Source organism: Bradyrhizobium sp. CAR08 (genome assembly GCF_052871955.1).
Map to the genome: position 1 here is coordinate 55432 of NZ_JBIXJX010000022.1, position 21971 is coordinate 77402.

Below are 21971 nucleotides of genomic sequence, written 5' to 3' on the forward strand. Positions count from 1 at the left end.
GCTGCAAAACGGAGAGCCCAAGGAAGCGAGCGCGCCATGACCGACACCACAGCCGTGATCACCGAGAAGCGCGGGCAGGCGCTCTGGATCACCATCAACCGGCCCGAGAAACGCAATGCGCTGAATGGCGAGGTCATCGCCGGCATCACGCGCGGCTATCGCGACGCGCATGACGACAAGGATGTCCGAATCATCGTGCTGACGGGCGCTGGCGACAAGGCGTTCTGCGCCGGCGCGGATCTGCAGAACTCCGGCGCGGCCTTCGCGATGGATCATTCGAAGCCGAATGTCGACTATGCCGATCTGCTGCGTTTGTCGCAGAACGCGACCAAGCCCGCGATTGCGCGCCTCAGTGGCGTCTGCATGGCAGGCGGCATGGGCCTGCTCTGCATGACCGACATGGCCGTGGCCGCCGATCACGTCATCTTCGGCCTGCCGGAAGTGAAGGTCGGCGTGTTCCCGATGCAGGTGTTGAGCCTGTTGCAGTCGATCGCGCCACCGCGCCTCGTCAACGAATGGGCGTTGACCGGCGAGCCGTTCGACGCGAAAGCGGCATTGGCAGCAGGCCTGCTGAACTACGTCGTGCCCACGGCCGAGCTGGATGCCAAGGTCGACTGGCTGATCGGCCGCATCGTCGACAAATCCCCGACCGCGATCCGTCGCGGCAAATACGCGATGCGCGCCATCGCCTCGATGTCGTTCGACGAGAGCATCGCCTACACCGAAAGCCAGATCGCGCTGCTTGCCATGACCGAGGATGCCAAGGAAGGGCTGAAAGCGTTCAGCGAGAAGCGCAAACCAGTGTGGACAGGAAAATAGGCGATTCTTTCAGCGTATTCATCGGTTCTGCCATAGGCCGACGTGCCTTTATTCCGACGGGAGATTGGCGTTTAGCCGGATAAGGAGAGATCTTGTCCGCTCTTCGCGACGCTTTTTTGTGGCAATGATTAACTGCCTGGCCGTACGCTTGGCGTAGGTTGGCAGTTGGCGACTTGATCTATGACGACCAGCCGCGCGCAACTCTGCATCCGTGAGATCGCTGTCGGCGCCCTCGGTAAATCCTCCGTGTCGGAAAGACCTAAAAGAAAGCTCCTGACGTAGGCCAGCCTCTGTGATGATGGTTTTTACCACACTACGGAGATAGCGGAGATCCTTGCGTGGGGTAATCCATGGGAGCGGGATTGCCGACTGACGATGCGCATGATCACGACGGAATACCAGACCGGAGAGGGTGGTCCTCTTGATCTCGTCGAGTTCCTCCATGAGTTCAGGAAAGAGAGGGGTGCCGGTTTCGTCCGATAGCGGCCACCAGGCCTCCTCTCCATTCTTCGGATGCACGATTCTGACGCTATTTGGCCGCTCGCGGGGTCGATAATGCGAAACGTCGAAGGCGCCGAACACGTGCTGCTCTCGTTGCAGCCACTCCCATGACAACAAAGCAGCTGTTGCAATCGAGCGGTAATCAAGCTTTATCGCGGCGGCTCTGAAGGCGACGAGCTCATCCCAGGTTGCGGTCGGTGTGGGCCGTATCGGCTGCCCAGGCGGATGAGATTTTAATCCCATCCGGGAAAACGGGTTGGTCGCTGGTACGATCCTTTCTTGAGCACGCTGACCAACGAACCAAGCACGGCGACAGGCCCCCATAGCCATAGTTACATAGCGACGGCGCTCGCGAACGACGACCTCTCCACTGTTGTTGACTTTCGTCACGACCAATAGTTTTCCATAAACTGCGTCGACGAACGCTTTGGTGAAATCGGAAAGCTGCTTAGACCCAACGCGACTTCCATCTTTCAGCTCGTGATTGGCGAACAGTGCGAGACTTTTTGTGTAGTGCCGCTGTGTAGTGCTTTCGATTTCTGTCCACTTCTGGTGAGCTTGGAAGACGCCGACGAGCCAATCGAACGTGCCGGGTTCGATAGTCGCCGGCATGATGTCGCTTAGACCCCGTGAGTGCCAACTGTCGAACGCCGGCAGGAGGACTTTCTCTACCCGCTCGACGGCACTTGCGTAATCGCAGCCTAGAGCTTCAGGGTTTAAATCGCAGCCCTGTCGACGGGCCCAGGTTGGGGGTGCAAAATAGTAGGCTATTCTATTCTTCGCCAATATTTTGCGGCGACAATAACGGGGCAGGCGCGGTGCCGTTTCAAGCGATATCACACCAGGCATAAAAGATCCTCCTCCTCCTTAAGATCTCCCTTTCCGATAGATGCTGCGAAGTGATCCATGGTCGCTTTTGACCAAACTGGCTGACGCAGGCGCCCTGTTCCGCGAAAGCCGATTGGCGGGGGGGAATCTCCTCGGCTGATCGCGCGCATGAGTTCGCTTGTGTCTCCAAAGTCAAGGTAAGCGGCAGCCATGTCCGCTCTCATCATCGTGGGCCAGGTTCCAGCGAGAGGGTAGCGGGCAGGTAGTGCGGTGTGCGACGAGACTAGGCGGTTTGATCTCACTGCTGAATGCCCGTGGTGTACATGTGCTGATTTCACTGACGAACGTGACGGGATCTGGTCGATCCAGATTGCTCTTCGCCCCTGGTTGGCGAGCGAGAGTTCGGATCGCGGACTAAGCGGAGTTTTACGGCCAAAGAGTTTCCTCCTCCACTGCGAAGCGCGGCCGGGCGGGAAAAGGCCGGATTGGCGCGCGAAAAGGAAGCCTTTGGTGTGCAGTTCTCCAAGAAAGCCCAATGTTGCTCGCGAAAGAACAAGGGAACAGTTGCGGCGCTCCGTTGGCAGGGCCGGTATCCGGCAGGCAGCTGCTGTGGATGATAGATCAATAGTCAATCCGACAGTCCGATGGGAGACTTGTATCGAAGCCTTCGGATCGCTTTCGAGCGTCGGAATTTGAACGTGCGGGTTGGACTAAGCAGGCTATGGTTGCTGGGCTGAGCACTGCTCGGCTGGCCATTGCTCGAATGGTTCAATTGCTCACGTACTGGGACTGATAGTTGCAGATATCCGTGAGCCGCAAGCCTCTCGTGATGCGCTTGAGCCGGATGGACGATGCAAGGCAGAATGCAGCCCGAACTGCGCCTGGATGGGTAAATAGGACTAAAAGACTTTTCGACGCGCCGACGAATTCAAGCGACGAAACGAGGTCCTCTGGTCAAGCCCTGGCGAGTTCTCCCGTTTGCGCGCGCGCGGCTGCGCCGCAACGGGCTCTTGTGAACCGAGCCGCGCTGCGTCTCGGCCATCCGGCTTCGATCCCTCGCGCAGGGATAGCGGAGCTCCTCGCCGGGGGCACTCGGAAAAGGGGCTCGCCTTGCGGCGATCGCTATCACTGCCCCGTTCCCGGGTGCCGCTATTGAACCGGTCTCGTCGCTGCACTCGGACCCGCGTGCCCCTTCGGGTCGCTATGCTCACGCTCTCCGGGTGCCATTTTCCATAGGGCGATACGCCCTGGCGCACGCCTCGTGGGGCCTGCGGCCCGGCAGCTCAACTCAATTCCCATGAAGATACGATGCAAGACGGGCTGCGTCACAGATTTCGCATTCTCTCAAGTAGGAGGAGAGAGTCAGAGTGTCGGCCGGGTTTTGCCATGACGGGTTACAGGCTGCGAGAGAGGCTCGCGGTCCCCGTCGCGGAGACCCGCGATGTCCAGACATTATCCTCACGCGCGCATCGGTAAGGACCGGGCCAACCTTTACGACGACATCACCAACAAGATTATCGCCGAGTTGGAGGCTGGCCGAGTCCCGTGGGTGCAGCCTTGGGGCACCGCGGCGGCGAAGGGGCCTCTGGCCTTGCCGAAGAGTGCGGCGTCCGGCCGCCAATACAGCGGCATAAACATTTTAATTCTATGGGGTGCTGTGACCGAACAGGGATTTACAGGGCAGAGCTGGCTTACCTTCCGCCAGGCGCTGTCGCTCGGTGGCCACGTCCGCAAGGGCGAGCGCGGCACGACCGTCGTCTATGCCGACCGCTTTGTGCCTGCCTGCGAAAAGCGCCGCGCACATGAGGCCGGAGAGGAAGCTCAGGCTATTCCGTTACTCAAGCAGTTCACAGTCTTCAACAGCGATCAATGCGGCGGCCTGCCTCCAGAGATCGCAACAACGGCGCCGCCTCCGCCGCCAGGCCTGATCGAGCCGCAGGTCGAATACCTGATCAAGGCGACCGGCATCGACTTCCGCATCGGCGGCAACCGTGCCTTCTATATGCCGACGGAAGATTATGTGCAGGTGCCGCCTCCGCAGGCCTATTTTGAACCAATCAATTGGCATCGAACGGCCCTCCACGAGCTGGCGCATGCCAGTGGCCATCCATCGCGTCTCAACCGTGACCTGTCAGGCAGCTACGGTACCAAGAAGTATGCCTTTGAGGAGCTGGTTGCGGAAATCTCGTCTGCGTTCAGTTGCGCCTCGCTCGGCATCGTGCCGACGGTGCGGCATGCCGACTATATCGGCTCATGGCTTGAAGTCTTGCGCGAGGACAAACGTGCCATTGTCCGGGCTGCTTCCAAGGCCAGCAAGGTTGCCGATTATCTGCTTGGCTTTCTCCCAGAACCCGTCGGCGACATGCCGAGGGAGGACCAGCAGGCGACGTAAGGCTCTGCTCGGTGGCCGCGGGCACAAGAGTAAGAGGGGCAGGGTCGTTTCCGTGACGGGTTGGAGGCCGAGAGAGAGGCTCCCGGCTGCCCGTCGTGGAGAATCAGCATGCCAAAAGCTGTCCAAAAGATCACGTCGGCCGATGTCGGAGTGACCCGTGGAAAGCACATCGAAGTGTCGGGATCCCATGCCAAGATGCGCAAGATCTTGCGAGGTTACGGGCACTTTGGAGAGATCATCTTCTGTAATCTCCGCATGTTCGTGCGAACGGTCGCAAGTGGCATAGAGATGCTGTCGAAGGTACGCGATCGGCATCCAGCCGAAGGTGTCCTTTGGCAGGAGGCGGCCTGATGTCCCGCCAACCTTGCGAACTGGCACGCCGCCTCGCGCGAGAGGCGGAGGCGGTATGCCGACACTATCTCTCCAATGGCAAGCGGGCGGGGCGGTATTGGGTGGTCGGCGACGTCCACAACAACCCGGGCCGCTCATTGTTTGTACGGCTCCAGGAATCGCCGAAGGGAGCGGCGGGCAAGTGGACCGATGCCGCAACCGGCGCGCATGGTGATCTCCTCGACATCATCCGCGAAACGCTGGCTTTGCGAGACTTTCGTGAGGTCGCCGAGGAGGCGAGGCGCTTTTTGAACCTGCCTCGCTCTGAGCAGAAGCCGGCCCCAAGACCTATTCCCTCAGTCGTACCGCCCGGATCGCAGGAAGCCGCCCGTCGGCTCTTTGCGATATCCCGCCCGATCGAGGGGACCATTGCCGAGGCTTATTTGCAGGGCCGCGGCATAACCCGCATCCACCATGGCGGCAGTCTGCGCTTCCATCCACGCTGCTACTATCGGCCGGACGACCATCTGCCGACCGAAACCTGGCCGGCAATGATTGCCGGCGTCACGGATCTCGATGGTCGGATCACCGGCGTGCACCGCACCTGGCTCGATCCGGACGGCTTTGATCGCGTGCGGCTCGGTAAGGCTCCGATCGATACCCCACGACGCGCGATGGGCGATCTGCTCGGTAACGCCGTTCGGTTCGGCCTGGCGGATGACGTGCTCGCTGCCGGCGAAGGTATCGAGACCATGCTTTCGCTACGCTACCTGCTGCCGACTATGCCGATGGCGGCCGCGCTTTCGGCTAATCACCTTTCCGCCATGACGCTGGCGCCTAGCCTGCGCCGGCTCTACATTGCGCGCGATGCCGATGCCGCCGGTGGTGCGGTGGTGGCAACTCTCAGCCAGCGCGCAGCAGACGCCGGCATTGAAGTGGTCGTGCTGTCGCCCCGGATGGGCGACTTCAACGAAGATCTGCAAGTCTTCGGTCTCCAGGCCCTCCGAGCAGCGCTGCGGTTTCAGCTTGCGCCAGAGGATGTCGTTCGCTTCCTGCATTCGTCGATCGTGGCCGCGGAATAGCTCCCGGTCTTTGATCGACGTTGATGGGCCGGTCATAGGCGAGGCCAATACCGGAAGAGGACGCGACCTCGGCCTTCTAGAGGGCGATCGGACGGCAGCCGGCTCGGGCCGGCAATGGCTGCGTCCGGCTATTTTCCGCCGCGCGCCAGCGATGTGAAGACACATCATGCAGTTGGCCGCGCGCTTTGCATCGCGAAGCAAAATAGCCGGCCTCCGCCATCCTCCGCTGCCGCTTCGGCCCTGTCGGGTTCTGGCCCGGTCCGCCCGCCGTCAGAGGATCGCCACGAAGACCGCGATGGTCGCGGCCGATCCGGCAAAGGACCTCTTCCCATGACCGACGATGACGACATCGAAATGCCGCACGCCTCTTCCCCGACCGACCACATCCTCACTGAATTACAGCTGTTCGGCTATCGACCCTTCGACGACCAACCCGATCCAAGACCGCTCCCGGAGGGCAAGATGATCGTCGGCGCCATAGCGGACATCTTTGATGCCCTGGTTGCGACCCTGAACGACACGCGACTTGAGCCGGACCTTGACGATCTGCTCTGGTCGACTGTCAACCTGTTCCATCGTGCCCTCGACCGCATCGAACGGCAGCTCGATAACAACGAACAGGCGCAGCATAAGAGCCAGCGCGAGCAGAATGGCTCGGAAGTGCGGTCGGTCGAACTCGAGCGCCTGACGGCCGAAGGGCTCACCCTGATCGAGCGCCGCAACTGCCTGGAACTGTTCCAGGATCAGGCCATCGAGCGATTTGAGGTCCACACCGGCTCAGCTTGGCGTCCTCGGTCGGGATCATTGGTCAATCACCGAACCCTCACCGCAGCAATGATCGACTCCCGCGACTTCATCGCCGCCAAGCGTCGTTCCGAGACCGAGGTCATGTTGCCACCAGGACCGAAAATTGCACTCACCGGTGGGCTCGACTTCAATGACCATCATCTGATCTGGGATCGTCTCGACAAGGTTCACGTCAAGCATCCCGACATGGTCCTGCTCCATGGCGGCTCGCCCAAGGGTGCCGAACTGATCGCCTCCAAATGGGCGACCACCCGCAAGGTACCTCAGATCGCCTTCAAGCCTGACTGGACGAAACATGCCAAGGCTGCCCCCTTCAAGCGCAACGACGCCATGCTCGAACTCCTGCCAATCGGCGTCATGCATTTCCCGGGCACGGGAATTCAGGACAATCTCGCCGACAAGGCGAAGCGGCTCGGCATTCCCGTCTGGAAGTTCGGCGGCGCATGAGCGCCGTCGCCTCGAAGACGCCAAGGTGGAGTTGCACGCTGCAACTCCGCCTCGTTTCGTTTTTACATCCAAAACTGCGCCGTGCTGGTGGTGGAAGGCGCGATTGATAAATCCATGCACATGGAGCCACCACCATGCTTGCCTTTGGGCTTGTTCTCAACACACTCGGTATCGGTTTTTTTTCCTGGGCGATCTTTGCGCTCGCGGTGTACGCTTTGCCGTTTTTCGTCGCACTCAGTATCGGGACTTTGGCATTTCGCGATGGCGCGGGCGTCTTCGGCGCACTGCTTATTGGAGTTGCTTCGGGCGCGCTGACGCTTGCCGCTGGTCGGGTCGCCGTTGCCTTTTTTCGGTCCTTGGCCTTGCGCGTCGCCATCGCAACCGTATTCGCGGTCCCTGCGGCAATCGCCGGCTATCATGTGGTGTTCGCCCTATCGCAGATCGGTGTGCCGTCGTCGGCTTGGCGCCACGTCTTCGCTTGTTTGGGCGCCGCTTGCATCAGCGGCACGGCATAGGCGCGTTTGACTGTTTTCGCGAACCCGCCCGTCGGAGTGGTCGGGGTGCTGGAGAATACGGCTCGCCCAGTTCTTCCAGCAGCGACGCACGAGTGGTGAGGCTTCGTCGCCATCATCGGCCGAGCAAGACCGCACAGGGCACCACGTTGAACGAGGGGGCGTCGAGCTTGAGCGAGAGGTAACCGCACTTCTCGTCGGAGCGCTCTAAGCAAGCCGTAGCAATCTCTGTCTGATCCACATAGTTGCGTGGAGCGGCGCGCCGCGCTCGATCATTCGTTCCGAGACGATACCGTCCTTTGCGGCAGATTGTTTCTCTTTGTGCGGCGAACCGTACCGACCTCTTGTTCTGCACAATCGAGATTCGCCAAATCTTCTCCCAAGGTTGCGGTTCAGCACGCGGACGCACGTGGCCTCTTTGATGGCTTGATCTGGCCGAAGACCGGCTGCGCCTCGATCGTCTGAGCCGCAACGCCGTTGATGCGACTTTCTTCCCCTGGGCTTGCGCCCATTCCTCGCGAGGCAAGAAAGTCGCAACAACGGCGTCCTCCGCTGCGCTCCGGCCCGCGAGCGGGTGCGTCGCCGATCGTCCTCGGCCTCTCGATCGCCATCGACGCCGCGGTGGTCGCGGGCTCGAAACACAACAGGAGAAGTGACATGGCTAACATCGGTTCTTTCAAGAAGGTTGGCAACGATTTCCAGGGCGAGATCGTCACCCTGAGCCTGCAAGCCAAGGGCGTCCGTATCGTCGCCGAGACCAACCGATCCAACGACAACGCTCCCAGCCACCGCATCTACGTGGGCAGGGCCGAGATTGGGGCAGCCTGGTCGAAGCGCTCCGAAGAGGGCCGCGATTACCTCTCGCTCAAGCTCGATGATCCCTCGTTCAACGCACCGATCTACGCGAACCTGTTCGATGATGAAGGCGGCGAAGGCTACACCTTGCTCTGGTCGCGGCCGCGCAAGAACGGCGAGTAGACGCTCCGCCAAGCCCCGTCCGGTCCACCGGGCGGGGCTTCTCACAATGCCTGCTCCGTCCGTCGAGAACGGCGTTTTAGGCGCGCCACCCTGATGCGCCACGGCAGAATCCGTCAATCGGATCGGCCGTGGTGACGCATGTCTGTATGCGGCGCTCGCTTGGCCTAAGGCGAACACGGACGCGCCATCGACACGACGCTTCGTCGAGTCCAGATCGAAGTGGATCGTTTTAACCTAACTGCCACGGAAAGTGATATGCTGGCGCCTGCTCGAACGAACAGGGATTGTCTTAGTTGATCGTCCGAAGACCATGTGTCGATGAGCTGGCAGGCCTCTCGGATCTTTGCCTCAGGTCCAAGGCTGTGTGGGGCTATGATCAAGCGTTTCTGGAAGCGTGTCGGAGGGAGCTATCTCTCAGTCGGCGCGATCTTGAAGAGACCCAAGTCGCTGTTGCCGAAGAGAATGGAGAAATTGTTGGAGTTGTGCAGGTCAAAGTGAGTTCCGGAGAAGCTGAATTGCTGAAGCTCTTCATCGAGCCGCACGCACTCCGAAGTGGCACAGGGAGAATCCTCTTTGCTTGGGCAGCGGAGGTCTCCAGGGACGAGGGCGCAACCCAAATGGTTATTGAGGCCGATCCCGACGCGGCGCCGTTCTATAGTAGATTGGGAGCACGTGCCACCGGGGAGGTTCCGTCCGGCTCCATACCTGGCAGACTGCTGCCCAGGCTTACGTTCGATCTCTAGCCACATACTTGCGCGGTGGGCGCCGTTCGCCTCCTATTGCGCTCTGAATAGATCAGAGCCGAGTCAGCATGCAGCAACTACTTGCTCTTAGGGCTAGGTCGAATCCGTTTCCGGCCCTTGGCTAACGGCTTTGGCGTGGAGGCTCCCTTAGGCGGCTCAAGAAAGAATTCTGACAGCCGAACATCTAGCGTTTCCGCCAGTCGCTCCAGTAGATCAATGGTTGGATTCTCGGTTTGTCGCTCCAAGCCGCTCATATATGAGCGATCAATCCCAGCATCATATGCCAATTGCTCTTGCGGAATACCGCGATGGACGCGTATTCGGCGGACATTCCAGGCCACGAGCGCACGAGCTTTCATGCGCAAAAGCAGCCACTGTGTAGACCATCAAACCACTGGCTATAACCGATCTATTCGGATAGTTTGATCTCGCGTTTCAATCGAATGCTGTGAATCAAGTTATGAGTGGCCCGCCGTTAGATCCCGATATCGCGGATGTTGCCCCGCATGAGCCGGTGCTGACGGCCTATGACGAACAGCATGTCGTCACGTACATTCGCCTTCTACAGGCGGAGGGCGAGGGGGCGGACTGGCGTGAGGTCGCTCGAATGGTCTTGCATATCGATCCGGAGCGAGAGCCGGAACGCGCGCAGAGCGCATATCAGAGTCATCTTGCGCGCGCCAAATGGGTGACGGAGCAGGGACGCCTCTTACGCGGTACTGGCTCAAAATAGAAAAGAATCGCCGACTACAGGCTCGCAGCCAGAACGTTTTTCCCCCGCTAACCGGTGGTCATTCTCGTGCACCACGTGGTGCCAAACGAGGGGCTTCCCACAACCCCATATTTCATAAGTATTGCGCCGCAATCGTTGTTACTTACGTGCAATGGCGGAAGCAATGGCTGAATTCGACTGGCGATCGCCGGATTCGTTTAAGAGCCTAGAGAACGCTGAGATCACTGAAATCGCCTGGGTAGGCCTTCGTATGAACGTGGACTACCAACGTGACTACGAGGCGATCATCGCTAACAACTCAGATGGCGCGGTGACCGAGGAGTTCAGGAGGAGGTGGGGCCTCTGCTTTCGCTCATGACCCGCAGAGGTCGTTCCATGAGCAGACAATCTTTTGGGCGCCCGAGGTTCTCCCGACCGTCGTCCCGGTCACTGTAACCGCTTCAGCGTCTGGTCCAAGCCCAACGCCCCAGGCGCCGCTTGATCTTGCATCTGGTCAGGTGCGCCGTGCCGCTGACGGCTGGCACGCCGTGCTGCAAATCGGTTCGGTGGAGCATCGCATCTGGTCGAAACAGCCGCTGACCGCAGGCGCTCGCTATGCGGCCGAGTTGCCATTTGACGGCGATTTCGACGCGCGTGCGCATGCCGCTACGCGGCTGTGGCGCGCGATGAATGGACGCGCGCCAGGGGCTCCGTTTCATCGCGTGCCCAAACAGCGGCGCGAACGACTATGCGCAGCCCTTCGCGCGGCCGCGGCGTATCTCGCCGGCGCGACTTATCGCAGCATCGCAGAAGCTCTGTTTGGCAAGCCGCGCATATCGGATCGTGGCTGGAAAACACACGATCTGCGCAGCCGAACCCGTCGCCTTGTACAAAGCGGCCTCGCATTTGTGCGCGGAGGCTATCGCAAGCTGCTTCGGCCCAGGCGCAGGGTCGAGTAGCGCCCTTCCTGGGTGGCCGAAAATCGCCCCCTCAATTTTCGGCATCCCCCTTCGACATCGCACTTCTCCATGATGACCGCACGCACGCCGGCGCCGCCATCCGCGGTGCGCTGTCCTCTTGGAGTTCTCAAATGCCCGATCCGATGACCGGTCTACCTCCGCGATTCCTGCGAACACCGGAGGCTGCGCGCTACCTTGGCCTCTCCGGTCGCACGCTCGAGAAGCACCGCACGTACGGCACCGGGCCGACGTATCGGAAGATCGGCGGGCGCGTCGTCTACGCTCTGGACGATCTGAAAGCCTGGGCTGACCTGGGCGCGAAGACATCGACGTCTGACCCCGGGAAGGGGACCGTGCTGCCGGCCAGGAAGCATCCGGTGCTGCGCCCATATGCGGGCCAGGAACGTCGCTGATCGCGGGCGAGAGCAGTGACCATGCGGCGCAAACAACATTCCGAGCCCGACCAGCTGGAACTCTTTCGGGCGCTGCCCGGCGATCTCGCGCCCCGCGATGCGCAGGATCTCATGGCTTACCCGTTCTTCTCGCTTGCAAAAACGAAGCGGATTGTACCGATCGATTTCCGTGCCGGTGCGATCGCAATTCGTGTCGAAGCCGTGGCGGAGCACGGCATGGCAACGATTTGGGATGCAGACGTTCTCATCTGGGCTGCTTCCCAGATCGTCGAAGCCCGTGACGCCGGCCTGAAGACGTCGCGCCTGATGGCTGCAATGCCTTACGAAATTCTGACGTTTGTTGGCCGCGGCACCAGCGCACGTGACTATGACCGCTTGAAGGCTGGTCTTGACAGACTTCAGTCAACGACCGTGCTGACCTCGATCCGTCAGCCGGCAGAACGACGGCGACACCGCTTCTCCTGGATCAACGAGTGGAAGGAGACGGCCGATGCAAATGGTCGTCCATTTGGGCTCGAGCTGATCCTGCCGGATTGGTTCTACGCCGGCGTTATTGATGACGCACTCGTGCTGACGATCGACCGCGCCTATTTCCATCTGACGGCCGGGCTTGAGCGCTGGCTCTACCGCCTCGTGCGCAAGCACGGTGCCCGGCAGGACGGCGGCTGGAGCTTTGACCTTGTGCATCTCCACGGCAAGTCCGGCACCCTCTCGCCGCTCAAGCACTTTGCTTACGACATACGCCAGATCGTCGAGCGTCAGACATTGCCCGGCTATCAGCTCGTGCTCACGCGCGACCCGAACGGTGCCGAGCGGCTGAACTTCGTGCCCACGCTCGTTGCTCCCTTAACGGCACGCCTGCGCCGGCGCGGACTCATTCCAAATTCGGAGGACAACCTGTGAATCAGCTCGTGCTATCGAGGACCGCAACCCTCGCGCTATCGGGGACCCGATCCTCGTGCTATCGAGGACCGGAATCAAGCATAAGTACTTGTTTCCCTGCGCTTTGCAGCCGCTCTAACTTTACTAACCGGAAATCCTTCGGATTTCTTCTAACGGAACAGGCCGAAAGTCGCGTTGGCAACGCTCGGCAACGGCAGTCCGACAAGCCAGCTTGCCTTTGCAGGCCATACACACTCTCGACCGAGCACCAAGCTCACGGCCGCCAGCTCCAGCGTCAGGGAGTGGCGGCATGAGCGACCTTACCGAAGTAGAAGTGCTGTGGCTTGAGAAGCGCATCGAAAACCGCATTCGGTTCGGTCGTATCGTCAAGGAGCGGAAGCTTGATCGTCACCGCCGAGTCCTGTCGTTTGCGCCCGGCAGCATCTTTGCCTTCGTCCGTTGGACCTCCAACGACTTCGGCACGATCATTTCGCGCATCGACATCTTGCGCGCGGTTGCAGCGGGACAGCGCTGCTCGACGGTACCATATGTGACACCCGGCGGCGAGATTCTGCTGCGCCTGTCAAGCTGGCCGAAGGTCGAGCGCGTGTTGCAAATGATTGACGCCGTAGAAGCACTCGGCATCGATCCCGCCGACGTAGCTCCCGATCATTGGCATCACGTTCATAACCGCCTGTCCGTCAACGAAAACCCGCGCTCGTATACGAAAGCGCGCCATCAGGCCTGGCTTCATCGCCAAAAGGTGATGCGATGACGGGCCGCCTCATGATGCTGGCCGTAACGGCTGGGGTCGCTGCTGCGCTGACCGCGACGGTCGTCCTGGAGCCGCTTCCGCTTTACATCTGGAACGCATCCACGAGCGTGCCGGTCGGTCTCTACCGCCTCCGAAAGGCGGACCGATTCCAAGTCACTGAACTGGTCGCCGTGCAGCCGCTGGAGCCGCTCGCGACCTTCCTCGACCTTAACGGCTATTTGCCCATTGGCGTCCCCATGCTGAAGCGCGTGCTTGCCCTTCCGGGGCAGAGTGTTTGCAGAACCGGCCTCACGATTTCGGTCGACGACGTGGCGGTCGGCGAGGCGAAAGATCACGACAGACGGGGCAGGCCGCTGCCGAAATGGCAGGGCTGTCACGTCGTCGGCGACGGCGAGCTCTTTCTCATGAATTGGCAGTCCGACGAGTCTCTTGACGGCCGGTATTTTGGATTTCTTCCGGGGTCTGCGGTGATCGGCCGTGCGCTCCCGGTGTGGACGTGGGAGGGGTGATCGTGCGTCTTCGACGTGTTCTCCTTGCCATTCCCTTGTTCGATCGATTGCGGGATCATTCCTCCGTCGCGGTCGATGTCCGCAAGGCTGGCGCGAGCCTAACCGCGTGCTTGGGTCGGTTGGGCAAGCGCGTTCCTACTGTCGTGCCCCTGATGCTTCTTCTGACCGCGTGTGGCGGTGCTGCTTTGGCCCAGAGCGGATCAGCCGCCCAGCCGGCGATCAGTCAGGCCGCTCACTCCTTTGCCGGCTTCATCAATGAAGCCTCACAACGCTTTGCGATTGCGCCGAACTGGATCCGGTCAGTCCAAGGCATCGAGAGTGCCGGTGACGTGCACGCCAGATCGCCAAAAGGCGCAATGGGCCTGATGCAAATCATGCCGGCGACCTGGGCGGAACTTCGCGAGCGCTACAATCTCGGGAACGACCCCTACGACCCGCACGACAACATTCTGGCCGGCACGGCTTACTTGCGCGAACTGCTTGATCGCTATGGCTCGCCTGGCGTGTTTGCCGCGTACAATGCGGGACCAGCTCGCTATGAAGAGCATCTCGCAGGCGGCTCTTTGCCAGACGAGACGCACGCATACCTCGCAAAGCTTGCCAATCTGCTTGCCATCGAACTACCGCCAAGGTGGACGTCCAGCGGACAGTCATCAGCAGCTGCGACGCTGTTCGTCACGCGATCCGATCTCATGAAAACGCGGGATCGGTTGCGGGCGCTTGTGCCGTCGAGCGGTGTCAGGACCGCAATCCCGGCGCCCGATGTTTCGCCCATGGTCCCGCGGCATATTGGCGTGTTCGTCCGTCGATCGGATGCGGGAGTATCGCAATGACCAAGTTTTCGGGTTCGCAAGCCTTAGCGTGCCTCACCGGGCAAGTGGTACGTGCTGATGGCGTACGGGCGATGCCTTCGGCCCGCGCTCTGCGCGTCGCTTCGCTCCTCATCGAGCCACCCTTCGGGTGTCTCGGCACTTCGGGTAATGATCGCTATCGCAAGCGCTCGGAAGCAGTGGGGGCTGCACGAGCTGCCTGCCAGGTCGCGGCGACTCTTTCGGGAACCGGCGACCGGGAGACCACGACAGCAGGACGGCTCTTCAAATCGGGCTTCGAGAAACCGGTGCACGACGATAGCCGCCGTGTGGCCGAATCCGGAGCCTGGTGCAACGACTTAGGCGTTCGTTGCAACACAGGAGAGCTCCGATGAAGCTTTACGTTGGGTTGGATGTCGGTCTTGAAGAAACCAGTCTTTGCATCGTCGATGGCGAGGGTCTCACCGTCCGTGAGCTCAAGGTGAGCACCGAGCCAGCGGCGATCCGCTCCGCAGTAGAGGGCTACGCGGATCGCCTCGAGAGAGTGGGGGTCGAGGCATCATCGCTTGGCATCTGGCTGTATCGCGAACTACGGCCAGCGGGGCTCCCGATCATTGTTGTCGAAGCGCGCCACATGCGCGTGTCGCTGTCGACAATGCGGAACAAGACCGACCGGAATGATGCGCGTGGCATCGCGCAGATGATGCGGTTGGGTTGGTACCGCGCCGTCCATGTCAAGAACATCGACATGCAGAAAATGCGCACGCTGCTGACCAGCCGGAAGTTGCTCAAGCGCAAACTGATCGACCTCGAAAACCACATTCGTGGTGCGCTGCGGGCCTATGGGTTGCTCGTTGGAGCCATCGCCCGCAGTGCTTACGAAGCTCGCGTGCGCGAGCTGATCGAGCGCAGCGATCCGATCTTCGTAATGACCATCGAAGCGATGTTGGATGTGCGCCGCGCCATTCTTGAGGGGTACGATCGCCTGCATCGTGTGCTGCTGCAGGTGGTTCAGCATGATGCTGTCTGCCGGCGTCTGATGACGGTTCCAGGCGTCGGCCCTGTTGCGGCCCTGTCATTCAAGGTTGGCGTTGATGACCCTCATCGCTTTGCGCGATCACGAACGGTAGGCGCTCATTTTGGCTTGGCGCCGAAACGGCACCAGTCCGGCACGTCGATCGATTACGAGGGGCGGATTAGCAAACAAGGCGATGTCGCCGTGCGCGAAGCGCTTTGCGAGGCGGCCGCAAGCCTGCTGCTGCGGGTCAGGAAATGGTCAGCACTGCGCGCTTGGGGCCTGCGGATCGCCAAACGCTCGAGCATGCTGTGCGCGATCACCGCGGTCGCGCGCAAGCTAGCGAGCATTCTGCACCGGATGTGGGTCAGCGAGACCGACTTCCACGTCGGGTTCGGCGCCAAAGTTACGCAGCGCCTGCGGTTAAAACCGGCGCGATAGCTGCGGTGCAGGTGACGACGGATTAGCACTGGGTTTGCGCCCGGCATGTTGAGGAGGAGCGAAATTAGAGATCCGCGCGCGCGGTGAGCGTCCCCTGGCGGGGCCGCGAAACGGGGAATGTCCGCTATCTCTTGCCTGCTGCCGCCCTTCGGGGACGAGAGCGCCGGACTGCTTGGACAGCCCTGTTTACGAACCTGATGAAGAGCATGCGACGGCCGAAGTGCTGAACGCGAAGGAACGCATGGACCCCGCCTGGTGAATGCCGATCGCAAGCGCGGTTGTGGTGACGCTTGTGCGTTGCTGATGCAGGGAGTCGGTAATGGCTGAAGTGCGAAGAGTCGAAGAAAAGCGTAGGAATGAGTTGACTTTGCCCGCCCGATTAGGAAGGCGAGATAAAAGGGGCTCGCCGGTCGAACCGCAAGCCATTGGCATGGCTTGGGTTCTGGCGTGCCGGTCGGTCGGGGCGCGTGCCGCACCTTGCATTTTGACGAATGCAATCAAAGGCCTTTTCGGCACTGTGTGCGCTTTTGATCGTGGGGAGCGCTAAGGATGACAGCAGGTGACAGCGAACTGCGTATCCGGCCTGGCCGCATCCGCAGCACCCGCGCGCCAAAGCCGAAGAGCTTCATCAACAAGGTGCTGCGCGCGGCGAACAAAGCCGGGCACACATCGAGCCAGTCTGCGGTTGGCAGGCGCTCTGCGGTCTACGGGCGCTCGACCTTTGGCCGCGGTAGACTCGGTTTCAGCCGCGCCAGATTGTTCAGCCCGGCGCGGCGCGTCGTGATGAAGGCGCGGGTGGTTCGGCACAAGGGGCGAGCCTTCCGTTCTGCACCACTAACCGCCCACCTCTCGTATCTGAAGCGCGACGGCGTGACGCGAAGCGACGAGCGGGCCGAGATGTTTGATGAGGGCTGCGACTGCGCCGATAGCGCGGCCTTTGCAGAACAGTGCAAGGACGACCGCCATCATTTCAGGTTCATTGTCTCGCCGGAAGACGCCGGCGACCTGACCGACCTGAAGGCCTTCACCCGCGATCTCGCCAGGCAGATGGAGACCGATCTCGGTACGCGGCTTGATTGGGTGGCCGTTGATCACTGGAATACCGACAACCCTCACGTTCATCTTCTCATCCGGGGAGTGGATCAGGATGGAGCCGATCTCGTGATCTCACGCGACTACATCAGCCAAGGCCTGCGCTCGCGCGCCGAGGAACTGGTCGCGATCGAACTGGGCCCCAAACCGGAGCACGAGATCCGCAATTCGCTGGAAATGGAGGTCACGGCGGAACGTTGGACGCGGCTCGATCGGGAGATCCGGTTGGCGGCGGATGAGACCGGCACAATCGATCTTCGCCTCGAGAATCCCGGCAAGTCCGATCCCGAGATCCGGCGCCTGATGGTCGGTCGGCTTCAACATCTGGAGAAGATGGGCCTTGCTGCATCCGCCGCACCCGGAGAGTGGATGGTCGGGCTCGAGGCTGAGCGCAGCTTGCGCGACCTCGGCATGCGCGGCGACATCATCAAGACCATGCACCGCGCCTTTACGGAGCGTGGAGAAGCGCGCGGCGTTGCCGACTTTGTCATCGAAGGTGGACAGCCTTCGTCCCAGATCATTGGACGGCTAGTCGATCGGGGATTGCACGATGAGCTGACGGGTGAGGCTTACGCGCTGATCGATGGAACTGATGGGCGCGCGCACCACGTCCGCGTGCGAGGCATCGAGGCTTTCGAACACGCACCGCCGATCGGCGGAATCGTCGAAGTCCGACGCTTGGGCTGCGTCGGCGATCCGCGGCCGACCGTGGTGCTCGCAACCCGTTCCGATCTCGATCTCGGTGGGCAGGTCACGGCTAAAGGAGCGACCTGGCTCGACCACAGGCTCGTCGAACGCGATCCCAAGCCGCTCGCCATGGGCGGATTCGGTCGCGAGACCCGCGACGCCATGGAAGCCCGTACCGAGCATCTCGTTCAGGAGGGTCTGGCTCGGCGGCAGGGCCAACGCATCATCCTGCAGCGCGACCTTCTGGACACGTTGCGCCGACGTGAACTGGACGAGGTGGCCGCAAAAGTCTCGGCCGACACCGGCCTGCCTTACGTGAAGGCGGCCTCCGGGGAGCATGTGGCAGGTACGTATCGCCAGCGTCTGACGCTCTCCTCGGGGCGCTTCGCCATGATCGATAACGGGCTGGGTTTCCAACTCGTGCCTTGGTCGCGCGAGCTCGAGAAGAGGCTCGGCCAACACACCACCGGCGTGGTGAAGGACGGCGGCGGTATCGAATGGAGCTTTGGTCGCAAGCGCGACCTCGGCCTCTAGCAATCTCTCCAATTCGGTTGCGGAAAGGGCGTTCGGGATGTCCGGAACCAAAATCCTGTGGGGACAGGTGATCGTTGTCGGCCTGATCGTCTTGCTGGCCATCTGGGGCGCGACCGAGTGGACAGCCTGGCGGCTCGCCTGGCAGCCGGAGCTTGGGCCGCCCTGGTTCGAACTGTTGGGCTTCAAGATCTATTACCCACCAGTCTTCTTCTGGTGGTGGTTCGTCTTTGATGCCTATGCGCCTCAGGTCTTCGTCGAGGGCGCCTTCATCGCGGCGTCGGGGACATTCATTTCGGTCGCGGCGGCGATCGGCATGTCGGTCTGGCGGGCGCGCGAGGCCAAGAACGTTGAGACCTATGGTTCGGCGCGCTGGGCTGATGCGGAAGAGGTTCGAGCGGCAGGGCTCCTCAGTCCAGATGGCGTGGTGCTCGGTAAGCTTGACCGCGACTACCTCCGCCATGACGGACCAGAGCACGTATTGTGCTTTGCGCCCACCCGGTCGGGCAAAGGTGTCGGCCTTGTCGTTCCCTCGTTGCTGGCCTGGCCTGGCTCGGCCATCGTTCACGACATCAAGGGCGAGAACTGGCAACTGACCGCCGGCTTTCGCGCGCGGCATGGCCGCGTCCTGTTGTTCGACCCGACCAACCCGAAATCCTCAGCCTACAATCCGCTGCTCGAGGTGCGGCGCGGGGAGTGGGAGGTTCGCGACGTTCAGAACGTGGCCGACGTTCTGGTCGACCCCGAAGGCTCGCTCGATAAGCGGAACCATTGGGAGAAGACCAGTCATTCGCTCCTGGTCGGAGCCATACTCCATGTCCTCTATGCCGAGGCAGACAAGACCCTGGCTGGAGTGGCCGTCTTCCTGTCCGACCCGAAGCGGCCGATCGAAGCGACCCTGAAGGCGATGATGACCACCGCGCATCTTGCCGAGCAGGGTGCTCATCCCGTGGTCGCCTCGACCGCCCGCGAACTCCTCAACAAATCCGAGAACGAACGATCAGGCGTCCTGTCCACCGCGATGTCGTTCCTCGGGCTGTACCGCGATCCCGTGGTGGCCCAGGTGACCTGCCGGTGCGACTGGCGGATTGCCGATCTGATCGCAGATAGCCGCCCCACCACGCTGTACCTGGTGGTGCCTCCCTCGGATATCTCACGAACCAAGCCGTTGATCCGCCTGGTGCTGAACCAGATCGGCCGACGCCTGACCGAGGACTTGCACGCCCGCGAGCGCCGGTATCGCGTCCTGATGATGCTCGACGAGTTCCCAGCGCTGGGAAGGCTCGATTTCTTCGAATCCGCGCTCGCCTTCATGGCAGGCTACGGCATTAAGAGTTTCCTGATCGCGCAATCGCTCAATCAGATCGAGAAGGCCTACGGGCCCAACAACGCCATCCTCGATAACTGCCACGTCCGGGTCAGCTTCGCGACCAATGACGAGCGGACGGCAAAACGTGTCTCGGACGCGCTCGGTACAGCGACCGAGATGAGGGCTATGAAGAACTATGCCGGGCACAGATTGAATCCCTGGCTGGGGCATCTCATGGTCTCGCGGCAGGAGACGGCGAGGCCACTTTTGACCCCCGGCGAGGTCATGCAGCTTCCGCCAATGGACGAGATTGTCATGGTGGCGGGGACGGCGCCGATCCGGGCCAGGAAGGTCCGCTACTACGAGGACCGGCGATTCACAGAGCGGGTTCTTCCGCCGCCTGATCCGACGACGGCCGGCCGATCATCGCGAACGGACGGATGGTCAGAGCCCGGAATGCTCAACCCGACGGGAAGCCCAACTGATAAACTTGCGGAAACCGAGGAAGACGCGGCGAACAGCGGTCTCCGTCGCGAGCCCGAACTCCCCGATCACGTCGCGATTGCCAAGGAGACGACCGAGCCGACGCCGGCAGAAGAATTTGCTGCCGTTCTTGACGATGACGAGGATGCGGTCCGTCAATCCCGGCTCATACGTCAACAGATGCGCGGCGTCGCCCGTCAAATCGCCATGGACCCGAATGATGGGATGGAGCTCTGAGGCAACATGCGCGACCGGATAAACGTCTATTTTCCGCCAGAGCTTCTGAGACAGATCTCGGACCTCGCCGATCGCAAGAAGCTTTCCCGGTCTGCGATCGTGGAAGCGGCTGTTGTTTCATTTCTGTCACCGGACGGAGCGGACAAACGGGAGGCGGCGTTTACCCGTCGCCTGGACCGGCTATCGCGTCAGATGCAGCGGCTGGAGCGTGACGTCGGTCTGACGGCAGAGACCCTCGCCCTGTTCATCCGCTTCTGGCTGACGATCACGCCACCCCTGCCCAACGAAGCCCAGGCTGCGGCGCAAGTGAAGGGTCGGGAGCGTTTCGAGGGATTCGTCGAAGCGCTCGGACGCCGGCTGCAGAAGGGGCAGAGCTTTCTGCGGGAAATTCCAGAGGATATCCGCCGTGAGGAGTCCGAGAACAAAATCTAGGAGACTCAGCATCTCTTCCGCTCTCGATGTGAAAGCGGAAGCCGACCAGTGCAGTGGAAATTGGCCGCTCCTGTGAAGGGTTTCGGATGCCGGCCCCATGACGGTGTTGCCGCGCGCACGGGGGCCGGCGTCCGAAAGCCTCCAAAGGAGGAAACCGCGCTGGGGGGACGTAGGACGATGCCGCGTGATCGAGCTAGTCGCGTCAAACAACCTTCAGACGATCAGGACGATCGCCTATGGGGATTTAATGTTTGGCGGCACCTGTACTTTCAATGGCTTGGCTATAGCAAAAATACCACACCACACAATCTAAACGTGAGCTCCTCGATATTCGAAGGCCATGAGGCTAACCGATCTCTGGTGGCTGGAAAGCCCCCGGAGCTATCAGAGCCGAAACTGTTTCGAGCTGCTCGTCAAGAGCATCACCGCATTTGTAAGTCTGCTTACGTCGAGATGCCTGGACGGGGTCCAACTAGCGCGACGTTAAACATAATCGCGATCGAGAATTCGAGTTGGCTCTTGTGCAATGGTTGGTGCTCCGCCACGAACTTCCAGATCAGCACGTCCTCGATCATCGGATCGTCGCCAGCTACGCACCAATTGCCCCGCTCGTCACGATGAGCTGTCGCCTATTGCTTCGCCGTGTCGCCAGCGGCGGCGTTCTACCGCGCGAGCGGTTTAGTCCAATGACCCAAAGCGGGACTCCAGCGCATCGAGCTGCCCCTGAGGGAGTAGCGAGATTTCCTCGCGCCCCTCCCCAAGGGGGCAGCTGCTTCGCCAAGCAGCTAACAGCCCCAGCTTCACCGCCCTGAAACTCGGGTCCTTTTGCTGTCTGGATAACTGCAGACCTCACGAGGGCATGATGCAAGTTTATCGCTCGATCCTTGCTGTCCAACGGTCATGGACCGCACTGAAACAGCGACACCATGAGGCAGTGAGCCTGACGTATTGAAATCCGCTATACCGATGGTAGTCTTCTACTTTTACTACTCGCGCCTATTTGCTCTGACGCCATCCTGATAGTGCTTTTTTTGTGTTGGGGAGGACATTATGCGAGGCTCTCGCGCAATCCTTTACGCCGAACGACTTAGCGAACTCACCTCTCAGCTCTCAGAATTGGAAGATCTTCGAGATCTGGTGCAAGAAGCTGAGCGAAGCGCCCGCGGTGTGCCTCCATTACGCTTGGCACATCCACCGTCGCGCCGCGTTCGACGTCGTGAACGGGGCGGTTTGTCTGTTCGCCTCC

Annotated in this window: 22 protein-coding genes; 20 read left to right on the plus strand and 2 right to left on the minus strand. The window is 61.0% G+C overall.

The genetic code is table 11. The features are described 5' to 3' along the window. The first annotated feature begins 36 nt into the window (after positions 1-36). On the plus strand, positions 37-819 hold the full coding sequence (locus ACIPUD_RS33350) for an enoyl-CoA hydratase/isomerase family protein (protein ID WP_247441450.1): 783 nt from the start codon (positions 37-39) through the stop codon (positions 817-819). A 48-nt stretch (positions 820-867) separates the two neighbouring features. Here the strand turns inward: ACIPUD_RS33350 and ACIPUD_RS33355 are convergent, their stop codons facing one another. Continuing rightward, positions 868-2169, minus strand: a complete 1302-nt coding sequence (locus tag ACIPUD_RS33355; protein ID WP_446482332.1) for a hypothetical protein — start codon at positions 2167-2169, stop codon at positions 868-870. Positions 2170-3589: 1420 nt separating this feature from the next. On the opposite strand from ACIPUD_RS33355, the gene ACIPUD_RS33360 reads away from it, so the two are divergent. From ACIPUD_RS33360 to ACIPUD_RS33390, 7 genes are all read left to right on the plus strand, one after another. Then, entirely contained in the window at positions 3590-4540 is a 951-nt protein-coding gene (locus ACIPUD_RS33360) for an ArdC family protein (RefSeq protein ID WP_446482333.1), read from the plus strand. Positions 4541-4648: 108 nt separating this feature from the next. Beyond that, complete coding sequence (locus ACIPUD_RS33365; RefSeq protein WP_085394633.1) at positions 4649-4891, plus strand: hypothetical protein; 243 nt, start codon at positions 4649-4651, stop codon at positions 4889-4891. Next, positions 4891-5952, plus strand: a complete 1062-nt coding sequence (locus tag ACIPUD_RS33370) for a DUF7146 domain-containing protein (protein WP_446482334.1) — start codon at positions 4891-4893, stop codon at positions 5950-5952. The genes ACIPUD_RS33365 and ACIPUD_RS33370 overlap by 1 nt, the downstream gene beginning before the upstream one ends. A 330-nt stretch (positions 5953-6282) precedes the next feature. Beyond that, the gene (locus ACIPUD_RS33375; protein WP_446482335.1) at positions 6283-7206 is read left to right on the plus strand and encodes a DUF2493 domain-containing protein; all 924 of its coding nucleotides are present in this window, start codon (positions 6283-6285) and stop codon (positions 7204-7206) included. 134 nt (positions 7207-7340) lie between these two features. Next, positions 7341-7721, plus strand: a complete 381-nt coding sequence (locus tag ACIPUD_RS33380) for a hypothetical protein (RefSeq protein WP_446482336.1) — start codon at positions 7341-7343, stop codon at positions 7719-7721. Between the two features lie 654 nt (positions 7722-8375). Continuing rightward, a complete protein-coding gene (locus tag ACIPUD_RS33385) occupies positions 8376-8696 on the plus strand; it encodes a DUF736 domain-containing protein (protein ID WP_018454792.1) in 321 nt (106 codons plus the stop codon). A 362-nt stretch (positions 8697-9058) separates the two neighbouring features. Then, positions 9059-9439 (plus strand): GNAT family N-acetyltransferase, encoded by a 381-nt coding sequence (locus ACIPUD_RS33390; protein ID WP_446482354.1) that lies wholly within the window; start codon positions 9059-9061, stop codon positions 9437-9439. 77 nt (positions 9440-9516) lie between these two features. On the opposite strand, the gene ACIPUD_RS33395 is transcribed toward ACIPUD_RS33390, so the two are convergent. Then, on the minus strand, positions 9517-9798 hold the full coding sequence (locus ACIPUD_RS33395) for a helix-turn-helix domain-containing protein (protein ID WP_083926382.1): 282 nt from the start codon (positions 9796-9798) through the stop codon (positions 9517-9519). Positions 9799-9899: 101 nt separating this feature from the next. Between ACIPUD_RS33395 and ACIPUD_RS33400 the strand changes: the two genes are divergently transcribed. From ACIPUD_RS33400 to ACIPUD_RS33455, 12 genes are all read left to right on the plus strand, one after another. Further along, positions 9900-10172, plus strand: coding sequence for a hypothetical protein (locus tag ACIPUD_RS33400; RefSeq protein WP_018454790.1), 273 nt, complete (start codon positions 9900-9902; stop codon positions 10170-10172). Between the two features lie 163 nt (positions 10173-10335). After that, positions 10336-10530: a transcriptional regulator domain-containing protein gene (locus ACIPUD_RS33405; RefSeq protein WP_446482337.1), complete on the plus strand. Its 195-nt coding sequence runs from the start codon at positions 10336-10338 to the stop codon at positions 10528-10530. 187 nt (positions 10531-10717) lie between these two features. Further along, entirely contained in the window at positions 10718-11110 is a 393-nt protein-coding gene (locus ACIPUD_RS33410) for a DUF2285 domain-containing protein (RefSeq protein WP_446482355.1), read from the plus strand. 131 nt (positions 11111-11241) lie between these two features. Next, on the plus strand, positions 11242-11523 hold the full coding sequence (locus ACIPUD_RS33415; protein WP_317245985.1) for a helix-turn-helix transcriptional regulator: 282 nt from the start codon (positions 11242-11244) through the stop codon (positions 11521-11523). 21 nt (positions 11524-11544) lie between these two features. Continuing rightward, a complete protein-coding gene (locus tag ACIPUD_RS33420; RefSeq protein ID WP_446482356.1) occupies positions 11545-12426 on the plus strand; it encodes a replication initiator protein A in 882 nt (293 codons plus the stop codon). A 289-nt stretch (positions 12427-12715) separates the two neighbouring features. After that, positions 12716-13180, plus strand: coding sequence for a DUF2840 domain-containing protein (locus ACIPUD_RS33425; RefSeq protein ID WP_446482338.1), 465 nt, complete (start codon positions 12716-12718; stop codon positions 13178-13180). Further along, complete coding sequence (locus ACIPUD_RS33430; RefSeq protein ID WP_446482339.1) at positions 13177-13689, plus strand: S26 family signal peptidase; 513 nt, start codon at positions 13177-13179, stop codon at positions 13687-13689. Before ACIPUD_RS33425 ends, ACIPUD_RS33430 begins: the two co-directional genes overlap by 4 nt. Further along, positions 13686-14522 carry a lytic transglycosylase domain-containing protein gene (locus ACIPUD_RS33435; RefSeq protein ID WP_446482340.1) on the plus strand — a complete coding sequence of 279 codons (837 nt, stop codon included), beginning with the start codon at positions 13686-13688 and terminating at the stop codon, positions 14520-14522. Before ACIPUD_RS33430 ends, ACIPUD_RS33435 begins: the two co-directional genes overlap by 4 nt. A 367-nt stretch (positions 14523-14889) precedes the next feature. Beyond that, complete coding sequence (locus ACIPUD_RS33440) at positions 14890-15954, plus strand: IS110 family transposase (RefSeq protein ID WP_446482341.1); 1065 nt, start codon at positions 14890-14892, stop codon at positions 15952-15954. Positions 15955-16503: 549 nt separating this feature from the next. Then, positions 16504-18267, plus strand: coding sequence for a relaxase/mobilization nuclease domain-containing protein (locus ACIPUD_RS33445; RefSeq protein ID WP_446482342.1), 1764 nt, complete (start codon positions 16504-16506; stop codon positions 18265-18267). Between the two features lie 37 nt (positions 18268-18304). Further along, on the plus strand, positions 18305-20293 hold the full coding sequence (locus ACIPUD_RS33450; RefSeq protein WP_446482343.1) for a conjugal transfer protein TraG: 1989 nt from the start codon (positions 18305-18307) through the stop codon (positions 20291-20293). Between the two features lie 6 nt (positions 20294-20299). Beyond that, positions 20300-20725 (plus strand): CopG family transcriptional regulator, encoded by a 426-nt coding sequence (locus ACIPUD_RS33455; protein ID WP_377791795.1) that lies wholly within the window; start codon positions 20300-20302, stop codon positions 20723-20725. Positions 20726-21971: the final 1246 nt, after the last annotated feature.